At 73.7% G+C, this 17,516-nt stretch carries 2 protein-coding genes; both read right to left on the reverse strand.

Annotated features, from left to right (window positions below):
* On the reverse strand, positions 1-8,684 hold an 8,684-nt coding region (locus FHS37_RS38280; RefSeq protein WP_184829881.1), incomplete at its 3' end, for a type I polyketide synthase.
* 51 nt (positions 8,685-8,735) lie between these two features.
* The coding region (locus tag FHS37_RS38285) for a type I polyketide synthase (RefSeq protein ID WP_184829884.1) at positions 8,736-17,516 on the reverse strand (8,781 nt) is incomplete at its 5' end.

A 17,516-nucleotide genomic window follows, 5' to 3' on the forward strand; every position in this document is an offset into this window, starting at 1 on the left:
CGTACGCCCCGCTCCACGACCAGGTGCCGCGCCACGAGCCCGCCCAGCGTGCCCGTCGCACCCGTGACCAGCACCGCACCGGAACCGAACCCGGGGCCCTCCGTCGCGGGCTGCTCCACCCTGGCGAGTCGGGGCACCCGCATCTCACCGGACCGCAGAGCGAGCTGCGGCTCCCCCGTCGCCAGCGCGACGGGCAGCGCCTCCAGTGAGGCCGCCTCGTCGTCGAGGTCCACCAGCACGAACCGGTCCGGGTTCTCCGACTGCGCCGAGCGCACCAGACCCCACACCGCCGCCTGCGCCACGTCGAGGACGCCCTCATCGGCCGAGGCGGCCAGCGCGCCCTTGGTCACCACGACCAGCCGTGCCGCGCCGGACCGCTCCTCCGACAGCCACCGCTGCACCACATCCAGCGCCCAGTGCGCCGCCTCGTGCGCAGCCGACACCGGATCGGACGCGGAGCCGGAAGCGGACGTGACCGGGCACGCCACGGCCACAAAGCCGGACAACGCATCGGCCAAAGCGCCCACTTCAGCCCACTCGACGGTCGGAACATCATCACCATCGGCCAGCGGAACCGGCACCCAGTCGACACCGAACAGCGCATCACCGTGCCCGCCACCGGTGAGCTGATCCAGCGGCACCGGGCGCAGCACCAGCGAGTCCACGGTCGCGACCGGAGCGCCCGCCCCGTCCGCCACCGTCAACGACACCTCGTCCGGCCCCGAGGGCGTCAGACGCACCCGCAGCACCGTCGCCCCGGAGGCGTACAACCGCACACCCGACCACGCGAACGGCAGCCGACCCAAGTCACCGGGCCGCTCGATCGCGTGAAACGCCGCGTCCAGCAGCGCCGGATGCAGACCGAAGCCCTCCGCACTCACACCCTCGGGCAACGCGACCTCGGCGAACACCTCGTCCCCGCGCCGCCACGCCGCCCGCAGCCCCTGGAACACCGGCCCGTAACCGAAGCCCGTCTCAGCCGCTTCGTCGTAGAACCCGACCAGATCCACGGCCTCGGCCCCGGTGGGTGGCCACTCCGCCAGGGCAACCCCGGTGGAATGCGCACCCGTGCGCAGCACAGCGGTGGCGTTTCGGGTCCACGGCCGGTCGTCGTCGGTGTCCCCCGCGTTGGAGAAGAAGGTCAGCTCACGTCTGCCGGACTCGTCCTCGGCACTGACCCACACCTGCACCCGGACGCCACCACGCTCGGGCACCACCAGCGGTGCCTCCAGCGTCAGTTCCTCCACCAGGTCACACCCGACCCGGTCACCCGCCCGCACGGCCAGCTCCACGAACGCCGTGCCGGGCAGCAGGACCGAACCCCGGACCACGTAGTCGGCCAGCCACGGGTGCGTCTGAACCGACAGCCGGCCCGTCAGCAGCACACCGTCCGTGTCACCCAGTTCGATGGCCGCGCCCAGCAGCGGGTGATCGGTCGCACCGAGCCCGACCGCCGTGACATCACCAGTGTGCGGCCGTACGTCGACCCAGTAGCGCCGACGCTGGAAGGCGTAGGTCGGCAGGTCCACCCGCCGCGCGCCGCTGCCCGCGAAGAACGCCGCCCAATCCACCGTCACGCCCCGCGTGCACAACCGTGCCACCGCCGAGACCAACGCGGACTCCTCCGGCCGGTCTGCGCGCAGCACCGGCACGAAGACCGCCTCGGGGGCCGTCTCCTGGCCCAGCGCGGCCAGCGTGCCACCCGGACCGACCTCGACGAACGTACCCACACCCTCGCCCGAGAGCGTGCCGACGGCATCGGCGAACCGCACGGACTCGCGCACATGCCGCACCCAGTATTCAGGTGAGGCCAACTCCTCGGCCCTCACCTGCGCACCGGTCAGCGTGGACACGATCGGAACCACGGGCTCGCCGAACTCGACCTCCTCCAGCACCGCGCGGAAGTCGTCCAGCATCGGGTCCATCAGCGGCGAGTGGAACGCGTGGCTGACCTTCAGACGCGACACCTTCCGACCCGCCGCACGCCACCGCTCCGCCACCGCCTCCACACCGGCGACGGCACCCGAGATCACCACCGACGACGGGCCGTTGACCGCCGCGACGCCCACCGTCTCCGACAGGTCCGGTGCGACCTCGGCCTCCGACGCCTGGAGCGCGACCATCGCGCCACCCGACGGCAGCGCCTGCATCAGCGTGCCGCGCGCGGACACCACCCTCGCGGCGTCCGCCAGCGACCACACACCCGCCACGTGCGCGGCGGCCAGCTCACCGATCGAATGCCCGGCCAGCACATCCGGGCGGATGCCCCACGCCTGAAGAAGACGGAAAAGCGCCACCTCGACCGCGAACAACGCCGGCTGCGTCATGCCGGTCTCGTTCAACGCATCGGCGTCATCGCCGAACAACACCCCACGCACCGCCGGGTCGAACGCGCTCAGCGTCTCCTCCAGCGCCTCGGCGAACACCGGGAAACGATCCGCCAGTTCACGGCCCATCCCCAGCCGCTGCGACCCCTGACCCGAGAACAGGAAACCCACTCGACCGGGCTCGTCGGCAACCCCCGTGACCACGGCACCGCTCTGCTCACCGTTCGCCACAGCCGCCAACGCGTCCAAGAACTCGGCCCGGTCGCCGGCGACGACCACCGCGCGGTGGTCCAGCGCCGCCCGCGACGTCGCCAGCGAGTAGCCGATATCGACGGGGGTGTACTCGTCCACGACCGACATCAGACGCTCGGCCTGGCCGCGCAGGGCGCCCTCGTCGCGTGCCGACAGCATCCACGGCACCAGTCCCTCGCGTACCGGCTCGGTGGTCTCCTCCCGCTCCGCCACGGGGGCCTGCTCGATGAGGGCATGCGCGTTGGTGCCGCTGAACCCGAACGACGAGACACCCGCGCGCCGTGGTCGGTCCACCATGGGCCACTGGCGGTGGTCGGTGAGCAGTTCTACGGATCCCACCGACCAGTCCACGTGCGAGGACGGTTCGGTGACGTGCAGGGTCTTCGGCAGTACGCCGTGCCGCATCGCCATGACCATCTTGATCACGCCCGCGACACCGGCGGCCGCCTGCGTGTGCCCGATGTTGGACTTCACCGAACCCAACAGCAGAGGCTCATCGGTACGACCCTGCCCGTAGGTCGCCAGCAGCGCCTGCGCCTCGATCGGGTCACCCAGTGCCGTACCCGTGCCGTGCGCCTCCACCGCGTCCACCTCGGACGGGGCCAGACCCGCACTGGCGAGCGCCTGCCGGATCACCCGCTGCTGCGACGGGCCGTTCGGCGCGGTGAGCCCGTTGGAGGCGCCGTCCTGGTTGACGGCCGAGCCCCGCACCACCGCGAGCACCGGATGCCCGTTACGCCGGGCATCCGACAGCCGCTCCACCAGCAGCATGCCGACACCCTCGCCCCAGCCGGTGCCGTCCGCGCTGTCGGAGAACGCCTTGCACCGCCCGTCCGGAGCCAACCCCCGCTGACGACTGAACTCCACGAACGAACCCGGCGTCGACATCACCGTCACACCGCCGACCAGCGCCGTGGAGCACTCGCCCGAGCGCAGCGCCTGTACCGCCAGGTGCAGGGCGACCAGGGACGAGGAGCACGCGGTGTCCACGGTGACGGCGGGGCCCTCGAGGCCGAAGGTGTAGGACAGCCGGCCGGAGACCACGCTCGCCGCGCTGCCGGTCGCCGCGTACCCGCTCACGTCCTCGGCGGTCGCGCCCAGCAGTACGCCGTAGTCCTGCATGTTCGACCCCACGAACACGCCGACGTGCTCGCCGCGGAGCGACTCCGGGTCGATCCCGGCCCGTTCGAACGTCTCCCAGGAGGTTTCGAGGAGCAGTCGCTGCTGGGGGTCCATCGCGAGTGCCTCACGCGGCGAGATCCCGAAGAAGTCCGAGTCGAACTCCGCCACGCGGTCGAGAAAGGCGCCCATGCGGGTGTAGGAGGTGCCGGGAGCGGTGCCGGCGGGGTCGTACAGCGCCTCCAGGTCCCATCCACGGTCGGCCGGGAACGCGGTCACCGCGTCCCGGCCGGCCAGCAGGGCGTCCCACAGGTCCTCCGGACTCGTCACACCGCCGGGGTACCGGCACGCCATCGCCACGATCGCGATCTGGTCGTCGGTCGCATCGGGCACCGCGTCCGGGGTGGAAGGGGTGGGGGCGGCTCCCTCACCGGACAGCACGACCCGCAGGTGTGCTGCCAGGGTGGCCGCGTTCGGGTAGTCGAAGACCACGGTCGTGGGCAGGGCCACACCGGTCACTTCGCCGAGCCGGGCGCGTAGCTCCATCGCGGTCAGCGAGTCGAAGCCCAGGTCCTTGAAGGCGCGGGTCGCGGAGAAGGCGTCACCAGAGACGTGGCCGAGGACGGTGGCCGCCTCGTAGCGCACCAGCTCGGTCAGTTGCCGCTCCTGCTCGGCCGCGTCCAGGCCCGCCAGGCGCCGCGCGAGCGGGGACGTGCCCTGCTCGGCCGGGGCGTCCTCGGCGACCGTACGGAGTTCGGGCAGCTCGCCGAGGAGCGGGCTTGGTCGGCGCATCGTGAAGGTGGCCGCGAACGGCTCCCAGTCGACGTTCGCCACCACGGTGCTCGCCGGACCGGCGCCGACCGCGTCGGCGAGGGCGCCCACCGCGAGGTCCGGCGGCAGCGCCACGAGTCCGCGCCGGGCGAGTTGCCGTTCCGCCTCGTCGTCGACCATGCCGCCGCCGGCCCAGGGGCCCCACGCGACCGCTGTCGCGGGCAGTCCCGCCGCCCTGCGGTGCTCGGCCAGCGCGTCCAGATAGGCGTTCGCGGCCGCGTACGCGCCCTGCCCTCCGCTGCCCCACACACCCGCGATGGAGGAGAACAGCACGAACGCGTCCAACGGTGTCCCGGCCAGCAGGTCGTGCAGGTGTCTGGCCCCGTCCGCCTTGACCGCCAGCACCTCCGCCAGCTCATCCGGTCCGAGGTCGGTGAGAGCGGCCGACCGCTCGATGCCCGCCGCGTGCACCACCGCGGTCAACGACGGAACACTCTCCAGCAACGCGGCCACCGCGTCCCGGTCGGCCATGTCACAGGCGGCGAACGTCGCCCGCGCCCCGAGTCCGGCCAGTTCGGTCTCCAGCTCCTCCGCTCCCTGCGCGGCCCGGCCACGGCGGCTCACCAGCACCACGTGGTCAGCCCCGTGCGCCGCCGCCCAGCGCGCCACGTGACCGCCCAGCGCACCGGTACCACCGGTCACCAACACCGTTCCCCGCGGCGACCAACCCTCCGTGTAGGCGTCGTTCAGGGGGGCGGGCGCCAGCCTGCGGGCCAGGACCTGGTCGCCGCGCAGGGCGATCTGGTCCTCACCGGACGTCCCGGCGAGCACCGAAGCCAGCAGGTCACCGGTCGTGTCGTCCTGCGTCTCGGGCAGGTCGACCAGACCGCCCCAGCGCTCGGGGTGTTCCAGCGCGGCCACCCGGCCCAGACCCCACAGCGCCGACTGCCCGAACCCGCCGACCGCGTCCTCCGCGACCGCCGACACCGCACCCGCCGTCACACACCACAACGGCGCCCGCACGCCCGCGTCACCGAGCGCCCGCAACAACCCGACGGTGGCAGCGGCACCCGTATTCGCGTCGGCGAGGCCCAGCAGCGAGACCACGCCGCGCAGTTCGGGCAGCCCGGTCAGCCGCTCCGTCCAGTCGGCCGTCTCCGGATCCACGCCCAGTACGTGCGTTTCCGCACCGGCGCGGAGCAGCGCCGCACGCGTCCACTCGGCACGGCCCTCACCGGCCGGCGCCACCACCAGCCAAGCCCCGTCCAACGAGCGGGGCCCCACCGGCACCGGCCGCCAGACGACCTGGTACCGCCAGTCGTCCACCGTGGACCGGTCCCGCTGTTCCCTGCGCCACGCGGACAGCTTGGGCAGCACCGCGCTCAGCGGATCGTCCGACGACACACCCAACGTGCCGGCGAGGTCAGCGGCGTCACCCTCCTCCACGACCTCCCAGAACCGCGCCTCCACCGGCGACATCCGTCCGCCGCCCTCGGCGGTGGTCGGAGCGTCCAGCCAGTACCGCTCACGCTGGAAGGCGTACGTCGGCAGGTCCACCCGCCGCGCGTCACGGCTGGCGAAGAACGCCTCCCAGTCCACCGTCACGCCCCGGGCGTGCAGCGCGGCGACCGTGGTGACGAGGGCCGTCTCCTCCGGCCGGTCGCCCCGCAACGCGGGCAGGAAGACCGCGTCGGAGACGCTGTCCCGGCCGAGGGCGGACAGCGTCCCGCCCGGACCGATCTCCAGGAACACATCCACGCCCTGCTCGCGCAGCGCGACGACCGCGTCATGGAAGCGCACGGACTCGCGCACATGCCGCACCCAGTATTCAGGTGAGGCCAACTCCTCGGCCCTCACCTGCGCACCGGTCAGCGTGGACACGATCGGAACCACGGGCTCGCCGAACTCGACCTCCTCCAGCACCGCGCGGAAGTCGTCCAGCATCGGGTCCATCAGCGGCGAGTGGAACGCGTGGCTGACCTTCAGACGCGACACCTTCCGACCCGCCGCACGCCACCGCTCCGCCACCGCCTCCACATCGGCGACGGCACCCGAGATCACCACCGACGACGGGCCGTTGACCGCCGCGACGCCCACCGTCTCCGACAGGTCCGGTGCGACCTCGGCCTCCGACGCCTGGAGCGCGACCATCGCGCCACCCGACGGCAGCGCCTGCATCAGCGTGCCGCGTGCCGAGACCACCTTGGCGGCGTCCGCCAGCGACCACACACCCGCCACATGGGCGGCGGCCAGCTCACCGATCGAGTGCCCCGCCAGCACGTCCGGGCGGATGCCCCACGACTCCAGCAGCCGGAAGAGCGCCACCTCGACCGCGAACAACGCCGGCTGCGTCACCCCCGTCTCGCTCAACGCCTCGGCGTCCTCGCCGAACAACACCCCACGCACCGCCGGGTCGAACGCGCTCAGCGTCTCCTCCAGCGCCTCGGCGAACACCGGGAAACGATCCGCCAGTTCACGGCCCATCCCCAGCCGCTGCGACCCCTGACCCGAGAACAGGAAACCCAGCAGATGCGATGCCGCCTCGCCCACCACGACGCCGGGTCCCTCCCGGTCCTCGGCGAGAGCGGCCAGTACCGTTCGGAAGGTGGCGGTTTCCTCGGCGACGACCACCGCGCGGTGCTCCAGCGCCGCCCGTGACGTCGCCAGCGAGTAGCCCACGTCGGCCGGGGACTGATCGTCCACGAAGGACGCCAGCCGGGCGGCCTGTTCCCGCAACGCCTCCGCGCTGCGGGCCGACAACACCCACGGCAGCACCCCACCACGTACCGGCTCCGGCGTGTCCGTGTCCGCCTGCTCCGCCTGCTCCACCGCAGGGGCCTGCTCCACGATGACGTGCGCGTTCGTCCCGCTCACACCGAACGACGAGACACCCGCCCGCCACGGCCGGTCCACGTCCGGCCACGCACGCTGCTCGGTGAGCAACTCCACGGACCCCGCCGACCAGTCCACGTGCGAGGACGGCTCGGTGACGTGCAGGGTCTTCGGCAGCACACCGTGGTGCATCGCCATGACCATCTTGATGACACCGGCCACACCGGCGGCGGCCTGGGTGTGCCCGATGTTCGACTTCACCGAGCCCAGCAGCAAGGGCTCGCCGGTACGGCCTTGCCCGTAGGTGGCGAGCAGCGCCTGGGCCTCGATCGGGTCGCCCAGCGTCGTCCCCGTGCCGTGCGCCTCCACCGCGTCCACCTCGGACGGGGCGAGTCCGGAAGCGGCCAGCGCGGACCGGATGACCCGCTGCTGCGACGGGCCGTTCGGCGCGGTGAGGCCGTTCGACGCGCCGTCCTGGTTCACCGCCGAGCCCCGGACCACCGCGAGCACCTGGTGGCCGTTGCGCTGTGCGTCCGACAGCCGCTCCACGAGCAGCATGCCGACGCCCTCGCCCCAGCCGGTGCCGTCCGCGCTGTCGGAGAACGCCTTGCAGCGTCCGTCCTCCGCCAGCCCGCGCTGGCGGCTGAACTCGATGAAGGAGTTCGGTGTCGACATCACCGTCACACCGCCGACAAGTGCCAGCTCGCATTCGCCCTGGCGCAGCGCCTGAGCGGCCCAGTGCAGGGCGACCAGCGACGACGAGCACGCCGTGTCGACCGTGACGGCGGGGCCCTCGAGGCCGAAGGTGTAGGACAGCCGGCCGGAGATGATGCTGGCCGCGTTGCCGGTGGCCAGGTGTCCGCCCACGTCCTCGGCGGAGCCGTGCAGGGCGAGCAGCCCGTGGTCCTGGCCGTTGGTGCCGATGAAGACACCGGAGCGGCTGCCCCGTACCGTGTGGGGGTCGATGCCCGCTCGTTCGAACACCTCCCAGGAGGTTTCGAGGAGCAGTCGCTGCTGCGGGTCCATCGCCAGCGCCTCGCGCGGCGAGATGCCGAAGAACGCCGGGTCGAACTCCGCCACGCGGTCGAGGAACGCGCCCATGCGGGTGTACGACGTGCCGGTGCTCGCCGGGTCCGGGTCGAACAGGGCGTTCAGGTCCCAGCCGCGGTCGGTGGGGAAGCCGGTGACCGCGTCCGTCTCGGACTCAAGGAGGCGCCACAGGTCCTCCGGTGAGGTGACCCCGCCGGGGAAGCGGCAGCTCATGCCGACGATCGCGATGGGCTCGCTGGCCTTCTCCTCGACCTCGCGCAGCCGTTGCCTGGTCTGCCGCAGGTCCGCGGTCAAGCGCTTCAGGTAGTCGAGGACCTTCTCGTCGTTCGACATGTGCTTGTTACCCCTCATTGGTGAGCCCTGGTGAAAGTCCGCACCTGCGGATCAGGAGTTGCCGAGCTCTTCGTCGATGATGTTGAAGACGTCGTCCAGCGTCGCCGAGTCCAGGTCGTCCGCCGTGGCCTCGGGCTCCTTGTCGTCCCAGGTGGACAGGAGCGAGCGGAGCCTGAGCCGGATGTCCCCGACGAGCGCGTCGTCCGGGTCGAGCCGGGAGATGGTGACCGTGAGTCTGTTCAGCTCGCTGAGCACCGCGGCGGCGGGTGTGCCGTGTTCGGCGAGTACCGTCGTCCGCAGGTGGGCCGCGAGTGCCGCCGGGGTCGGGTGGTCGAACACCAGGGTGGCGGGCAGCCGCGTGCCGACCTCGGCGTCGAGCCTGTTGCGCAGTTCCACGGCGGTGAGCGAGTCGAAGCCGAGTTCCTTGAAGGCCCGGTCCGCCGTGACGGCCTCCGGTCCGGTGAAGCCGAGGACGGCCGCGGTGTGGGTGCGGACGAGGTGGACCAGCGCCCGGTCCTGCTCCGCCTCGGTGAGGCCGGCCAGCCGCTGGGTCAGCGGGACCGTGCCGTCGGAGCCGTTACCGGCGGGCCGTGCGGCCCGCCGGGCGGGCGTGGGCACCAGGGCGCGCAGCAGGGGCCGTACCTGCTCGGGGTGGGCCCGCAGCGTGGCGAGGTCCAGCGCGGCGGGCACCGTCGTCGCGGCGCCGGTCGCGCACGCCGTGTCGAACAGTGCCATGCCGTCCTCGGAGGTGAGCGGGACCATGCCGCCCCGCGCCAGCCGCCGTACGTCGGCGTCGTCGAGGTGGCCGGTGATGCCGCTCGCCTCGGCCCACAGGCCCCAGGCCAGTGCGGTCGCGGGCAGTCCGGCGGCCCTGCGGTGCTGGGCGAGCGCGTCCAGGAAGGCATTGGCGGCCGCGTAGTTGCCCTGGCCGGGACCGCCGAACACGCCGGCGGCGGCGGAGAACAGAACGAACGCGGTCAGGTCGTGCTCCCTGGTCAGCTCGTGCAGGTGGAAGGCGGCATCGGCCTTGGGCGCGAACACCGTGTCGACGTGTTGCGGGGTCAGGGACTCGATGACGCTGTCGTCAAGGGCGCCCGCCGTGTGGACGACGGCGGTCACGGGGTGTGCGGCGAGGAGGGCGGCGAGCGCGGCGCGGTCGCTGACGTCGCAGGCGGCGACGGTGACGCGTGCGCCCAGCTTGGCCAGTTCCCCGCGCAGTTCCTCCGCGCCGGGTGTGGCCGGACCGCGCCTGCCGGTCAGGACGAGGTTCCGGACGCCGTGGCGGGTAACGAGGTGGCGTGCGGTCACACTGCCGAGCACGCCGAGGCCGCCGGTGATCAGCACGGTGCTCTCGGGGGTGAAGGCCGCCTGCTCGGGGGCGTCGGCCGCGGTGGCGAGCCGTGTCAGTCTGGCCACGGTGGCGGTGCCGTTCCTGATGACGACCTGTGGTTCACCGGTCGCCACGGCGGCGGGCAGCTTCCGCAGCGACTTCTCGTCGCCGTCCACGTCGGCCAGGACGAATCGCTCCGGGTGTTCCGACTGCGCCGAGCGCACCAGGCCCCACGCGGGGGCGCGTACCAGGTCCGGTACGGCGTCGTCGGGTGCCGCGGCCACCGCTCCGCTGGTGACGAGGACGAGCCGCGACGCGGTGAACCGGTCGTCGGCGAGCCACTTCTGGAGCAGGTCCAGGGTGTGGTGCGTGGCCTCGCGAGGGGTGGTCGCGTTCTCCGCGGGTGTCATGGCGACACACCTCGGTACGGGCAGGCCCGCGTCGACGGCGGCGATGAGCGCGTTCAGGTCGGTGTGCTCGTCCACCGGTTCGCCCGCCGCGGTGAGCGCGTGGGCCAGGCGGGCGGTGTCGGAGCCGATGACCGCCCAGGTGCCGGGCTCGGCGGCGGCGTCCGGCATCGGTACCCAGGTCACCTCGAAGAGCGCGTCGCGGTGGGCGGAGCGCGCGGGGTCGAGCTGGTCGGCGGAGAGGGGGCGCAGGGTCAGCTCGTCGACGGCGGTGACCGGTTCGCCGGCGCCGTCGGCGGTGAGCACGGCCACGGCGTCCACGCCGACCGGTGTCAGACGGACCCGCAGCGACGTCGCCCCGGTCGCGAGGAGCCGCGCCCCGGCCCAGGAGAACGGCACCTTCTGGGGGCCCGTCCCGTGCCCGGTGAGGTGCAGTGCGGCCTCCAGGAGCGCCGGGTGCAGGCCGAAGCCCGGGTCGGCGAGGCCATCCGGCAGCGTCACTTCGGCGAACACCTCGTCGCCCTTGCGCCAGGCGGCGCGCAGCCCCTGGAAGGCGGGGCCGTGGTCGAGGCCGGACGCGGTGACGGCGGCGTGGTGGGCGTCCAGGTCGATCGGTTCGGCCCCGCCGGGTGGCCAGGCCACGAGGTCGTCGGTGACGGGGGCCGCCTGTGCGCTCAGGGTGCCGGTGGCGTGGCGGGTCCAGTCACCGCCCTCGTCCCCGCGGGAGTCCACGGTGAACGCCCGCCTGCCCGAGGTGTCGGGTCCGTCGACGCTGAGCCGTATCTGGACGCCGTCGCGTTCGGGCAGCACCAGGGGTGCTTCGAGGACCAGGTCGTCCAGGACGGCGCAGCCGACGTGGTCGCCGGCGCGCAGCGCGAGGTCCACATAAGCCGTGCCGGGGAGGACCGGGGTGTCCAGGAGGCGGTAGTCGGTGAGCCAGGGGTGGGTGCGCGGGGAGAGCCGGCCGCTGAACACCAGGCGTTCGGAGTCCGGGAGTTCGGTGACGGCGGCGAGCAGGGGGTGGTCCACCCGGCCGAGGCCCGCCGAGGTCACGTCGCCGGAGGCGGCGGGCGCCGTGGTGGGCCAGAAGCGCTGGCGCTGGAAGGGGTAGGTGGGAAGGTCCACGTGCCGGGCTTCGGGCAGCGGCCAGTCCACCCGGGCGCCGCGCACGAACAGTCCGCTCGCCGACTTCAGCAGCCGGTCCTGGCCGCCGTCGTCGCGCCGCAGTGAGCCGGTGACCAGTCCGTCGGCTCCGGCCAGTTCGCCGAGCCCGGCGACCAGCACCGGGTGCGGGCTGACCTCGACGAAGGTGGTCAGGCCCTCCCCTACGAGGGTGGAGACGGAGTCGGCGAACTCCACCGTCTGCCGCAGGCTGCGGTACCAGTACGAGGCGTCCAGGTCGCGGGTGTCCAGCCAGCCACCGGCCAGCGGCGAGTAGTACGGGATGTCGCCGGAGCGCGGTGTCACGTCGGCGAGCCCTTCGAGGATTTCCGCCTCGACGCGCTCGACGTGGTGGGAGTGCGGGGCGTAGTCGGCCTTGACGCGCCGCGCCCACACTCCCCGGTCGGCGCAGACGTCCATCAGCTCGTCCAGGGCGGCGATGTCACCGGAGACGACGACCGAGGCGGGGCCGTTCACCACGCCGACGGCGAGCTGCCCATCCCACCGGGCGAGGAGCTGCCGTACGTCGTCCACGCCGAGCGCGAGCGAGACCATGCCGCCCCGGCCGGCCAGCGCGGTCAGCGCCTTGCTCCGCAGGACGGCCAGCTTGGCGGCGTCCGGCAGGGACAGCGCGCCGGCGACGCACGCCGCGGCGATCTCGCCCTGGGAGTGGCCCAGTACGGCGCTCGGTTCGACGCCCCAGGATCGCCAGGTGGCGGCCAGTGACACCATCACCGCGAAGAGGGCGGGCTGGACGACGTCGAGGCGCTCCATCAGGCCGGGGTCCTGGATCGCGTCGAGCAACGACCAGTCGACGTACTCGCCCAGCGCCTCGGCGCACTCCTCCATCCGGGTCCGGAACTCCGGTGCGGAGTCCAGGAGTTCCAGGGCCATGCCGACCCACTGTGTGCCGTGGCCGGGGAAGACGAACACCGTGCCGGTGCCACGGCTGCCGGCCGTGCCGGTGACGACGTTCGGTGCCTCGCGGCCCTCGGCCAGGGCGGTGAGGCCGGTGCGGAAGTCCTCCCGGTCGCGGCCCACCACCACGGCCCGGTGGTCGAACAGCGCGCGGGACCGCAGGGAGTGGGCGATGTCGGCGACGGTGACGGCGCCGTCGCCGCGCTCGAGGTCCTCGCGGAGGCGGGCCGCCTGCTGCCGCAGGGCCTCGGCGGACCGCGCGGACAACACCCACGGCACGGCGCCCGGCACGGTCGGCGCGAGGTCCGGGGACGCGGTCTCGGGAGCCTGCTCGATGATGGTGTGCGCGTTGGTGCCGCTGAAGCCGAACGACGACACCCCGGCCCGCCGGGGGCGGTCGACGGCGGGCCACGCCCGCTGGTCGGTGAGCAGTTCCACCGCGCCCGCGGACCAGTCGACGTGCGAGGACGGCTCGGTGACGTGCAGCGTGCGCGGCAGTACGCCGTGCCGCATCGCCATCACCATCTTGATCACGCCCGCCACACCGGCCGCCGCCTGCGTGTGCCCGATGTTGGACTTCACCGAGCCCAGCAGCAGCGGCCGCTCGGCCGGGCGGTCCTGACCGTAGGTCGCGAGCAGTGCCTGCGCCTCGATCGGGTCGCCGAGGGTGGTGCCGGTGCCGTGCGCCTCGACCGCGTCGACCTCGGCCGGGGTGAGGCCCGCACTGGCGAGTGCCTGGCGGATGACGCGCTGCTGGGAGGGCCCGTTGGGGGCGGTCAGGCCGTTGGAGGCGCCGTCCTGGTTGACGGCGGAGCCGCGTACGACCGCGAGGACCCGGTGGCCGTTGCGCCGGGCGTCCGACAGCCGCTCCACCAGCAGCATGCCGATGCCCTCACCCCAGCCCGTGCCGTCGGCGCTGTCGGAGAACGCCTTGCAGCGGCCGTCCACGGACAGTCCCCGCTGACGGCTGAACTCGATGAACGCACCCGGTGTCGACATCACCGTCACACCGCCCGTGAGGGCCATCTCGCACTCGCCCGAGCGCAGTGCCTGCACCGCCAGGTGCAGGGCCACCAGCGACGACGAGCACGCCGTGTCCACGGTCACCGCCGGGCCCTCGAGGCCGAAGGTGTACGACAGGCGGCCGGACATGACACTCGCCGCGCTGCCCGTCGCCACGTGCCCGCCCACGTCCTCGCGGGCGCCGTCGAGGACCAGGCCGTAGTCCTGCACGTTGGAGCCGACGAACACGCCGACGCGCTCACCGCGGACCGTGTTCGGGTCGATGCCGGCCCGCTCGAAGACCTCCCACGACGTTTCGAGGAGCAGTCGCTGCTGCGGGTCCATGGCCAACGCCTCGCGCGGTGAGGTGCCGAAGAAGGACGCGTCGAAGTCCGCCACGTGGTCGAGGAAGGCTCCCCTGCGCGAGTACGTCGTGCCGACGCCCGCCGGGTCCGGGTCGTACAGGGCCTCGACGTCCCAGCCGCGGTCGGCCGGGAACTCCGTGACCGCGTCCCCGCCCGACATGAGCACCTGCCACAGGTCCTCGGGGCTGGCGACGCCGCCGGGGTACCGGCACGCCATCGCGACGATCGCGATCGGCTCGTCGGCCGCGGCCGACGGGGCGGCGGCCGGTGCCAGGGGAGTTTCGCCGCGCGGTGCCACGACGGCCGACAGCAGGTGGTCGGCGAGCGCCCCGGGGGTGGGGTGGTCGAAGACCACGGTCGCGGGCAGGGTCAGGCCGGTCTCGGCCGCCAGCGCGTTGCGCAGTTCCACGGCGGTCAGCGAGTCGAAGCCCAGGTCGCGGAAGGCGAGGTCGGCGTCGACGGCACCGGCCGTGGTGTGCCCCAGGACGGTGGCCGCCCGCGCCACCACCAGGTCACGTACCAGTTCGCCCCGCTTGGCCGCGTCGAGGCCGGTGAGCCGGGCGCGCAGCTCCGCCCCGTCCCGGCCGGAGCCGTCCGCTTCCGCGGGTCCGTCGGCACCGGCGTTCCGGCCCGCGACGGCTTCGCGTGCTTCGGGCAGGTCGGCGAGGAGCGGGCTGGCCCTGCCGATGGTGAACGCGGGCGCGAACCTCGCCCAGTCGACGTCCGCCACGACGGTGCTCGCCGCGCCGCCGCCGACCGCGCCGGCGAGGGCACCCACCGCAACCTCGGGCGGCAGCGCCAGGAGCCCGCGCCGGGAGAGCTGCCGCTGGGCCTCGTCGTCGGCCATGCCGCCGCCGCCCCAGGGGCCCCAGGCCACGGCTGTGCCGGGCAGGCCCCGGGCGGTGCGGTGCTCGGCGAGCGCGTCGAGGTAGGCGTTGGCCGCGCTGTAGCCGGCCTGGCCGCCGCTGCCCCAGACGCCGGCGATGGAGGAGTAGACGAGGAAGGCGTCGAGCGGTGTGTCCGCGAGCAGGTCGTGCAGGTGCGCGGCGCCGGCGATCTTGGCGCCCACCACGTCCGCGAAGCGAGCGAGGCCGGTGTCCTGGACGGGGGCGCTGTCGTTGAGTCCGGCGGTGTGCACGACGGCGGAGACCCGGTCCCCCGCGGCGGCCAGGCCGTCGAGGAGCGCGGCGAGCGCTTCCCGGTCGGCGATGTCGACGGCGGCGACGGTGACGCGGGCGCCCAGCCCGATGAGCTCGGTCTCCAGCTCCGCGGCGCCGTCGGCCGCGCTGCCGCGCCGGCTCACCAGTACGACGTGCTCGGCCCCGTGCGCGGCGGACCAGCGTGCGGCCCTCGCGCCCAGGGCGCCGAGGCCGCCGGTCACCAGGACCGTGCCGCGCGGCGTCCAGTCGGAGCCGGGGGCGGTCCGGTCGGCCCGGCGCAGCCGGCGCGTGAACACACCGGTCCCCCGTACGGCGACCTGGTCCTCGGCCCCACCGAGGAGCCCGCACAGCCGGGCGGCCACCCGCTCGTCCACGGTCTTCGGCAGGTCGGCCAAGCCTCCCCAGCGGGCGGGGTGTTCGAGTGCCGCGGCCCGGCCGAGCCCCCACACCATCGACTGCGCGAAGCCCTCCACCTCGTCGTCCGCGACGGCGGCCACCGCGCCCGAGGTGACGCACCACAGCGGCGCCCGCACCTCGGCGTCGCCGAGCGCCTGCACCAGCGCGAGGGTGGCCGCCACCCCGTTCGGCACCACGGGGTGGTCGACGTGCGGTGACTCGTCGAACGCCAGCAGGGACAGGACTCCGCCGATCTCCTCGCCGCGCGCGAGGATCCCCTCGGCGGTCGTGCGCAGCGCGTCGGCGAGCCCCGCGCGGTCCGTCCGGTCGGCCTCGACCACGGCGAGCGTCAGGCCGCTGCGGGCGAGCAGTTCGCCGAGCGCACGGGCCCGCTCGTCCCCGGCGAACACCACGACCGGCCAGGTGCCCGCAGGAGGCGTCGTCGCCGGCATCCCGACGGGCTTCCAGCGGACGGTGTAACGCCACTGGTCCAGCGTGGACTTCTCGTGGCTCCGGCGCCGCCACGACGTCAGGAACGGCAGGACGGCCCGGAGCGAGTCGGCCGCCCCGTCCTCGGTGATGCCCAGCGACGACGCGAGCGCGGTCGCCTCCTCGCCCTCCACCGCGGCCCAGAACCGGGCCTCGTCGGTGTTCGGCGCGGCCTCGCCGGTGGCGGCGGGCGGGGCGTCCATCCAGTAACGCCGGTGCTGGAAGGCGTACGTCGGCAGGTCGACCCGCCGGGCGCCGCTGCCCGCGAAGTACGCGGCCCAGTCGACCGGCACGCCCCGCGTGTGCAGGGCGGCCACCGTCGTGACGAGCGCGGCCTCCTCGGACCGGTCCGCGCGCAGCGCGGGCAGGAACACCGCCTCGGGCGCGCGACCGGGTCCCAGCGCGGACAGCGTGCCGCCGGGGCCGACCTCGACGAACGTGCTCACTCCCTCGTCCACCAGCGTGCCGACGGCATCGGCGAAGCGGACGGACTCGCGGACGTGCCGCACCCAGTACTCCGGAGAGGTCAACTCCTCGGCCGTGGCCCGGACGCCGGTCAGCGTCGACACGATCGGGACCGCCGGCGCCTCGAACGACACGCTCTCCAGCACCCGCCGGAAGTCGTCCAGCATCGGCTCCATCAGCGGCGAGTGGAACGCGTGGCTGACCTTCAGACGCGACACCTTCCGACCCGCCGCACGCCACCGCTCCGCCACCGCCTCCACACCGGCGACGGCACCCGAAATGACCACCGACGACGGGCCGTTGACCGCCGCGACGCCCACCGTCTCCGACAGGTCCGGTGCGACCTCGGCCTCCGACGCCTGGACCGCGACCATCGCGCCCCCGGCCGGCAGCGCCTGCATCAGCGTGCCGCGTGCCGACACCACCCTCGCGGCGTCCGCCAGCGACCACACACCCGCCACATGGGCGGCGGCCAGCTCACCGATCGAATGCCCCGCCAGCACATCCGGGCGGATGCCCCACGCCTCCAGCAGCCGGAAGAGCGCCACCTCGACCGCGAACAACGCCGGCTGCGTCACCCCCGTCTCGTTCAACGCCTCGGCGTCATCGCCGAACAACACCCCACGCACCGCCGGGTCGAACGCGCTCAGCGTCTCCTCCAGCGCCTCGGCGAACACCGGGTACCGCGCGGCCAGTCCGCGACCCATACCCAGCCGCTGCGACCCCTGACCCGAGAACAGGAAACCCAGCCGGCCCGGTTCGCCGGTGACCGGGCCGACCACGGCGCCGCTCGTCCGGCCGTCGGTGATCGCCGTCAGGGCCGCCTGGAACTCGGACCGATCGGCGGCCACGATCACCGCACGGTGGTCCAGCACCGTGCGCGAGGTCGCGAGCGAGTAGCCGACGTCGAGGGGCTCGTGCTCGGCCGCCAAGGGCAGCAGGCGCTCGGCCTGGCCACGCAGGGCGCCCTCGTCACCGGCCGACAGCACCCACGGCACCAGTCCCTCACGTACCGGCTCGGAGGTCTCCTCCCGCTCCGTCACGGGGGCCTGCTCGATGATGGCGTGGGCGTTCGTACCGCTGAAGCCGAACGACGACACACCGGCCCGCCACGGCCGGTCCGCGACCGGCCACTCACG

The sequence above is a fragment of the Streptomyces griseomycini genome, from assembly GCF_014203535.1.
In the GTDB taxonomy this organism is placed as follows: domain Bacteria; phylum Actinomycetota; class Actinomycetes; order Streptomycetales; family Streptomycetaceae; genus Streptomyces; species Streptomyces griseomycini.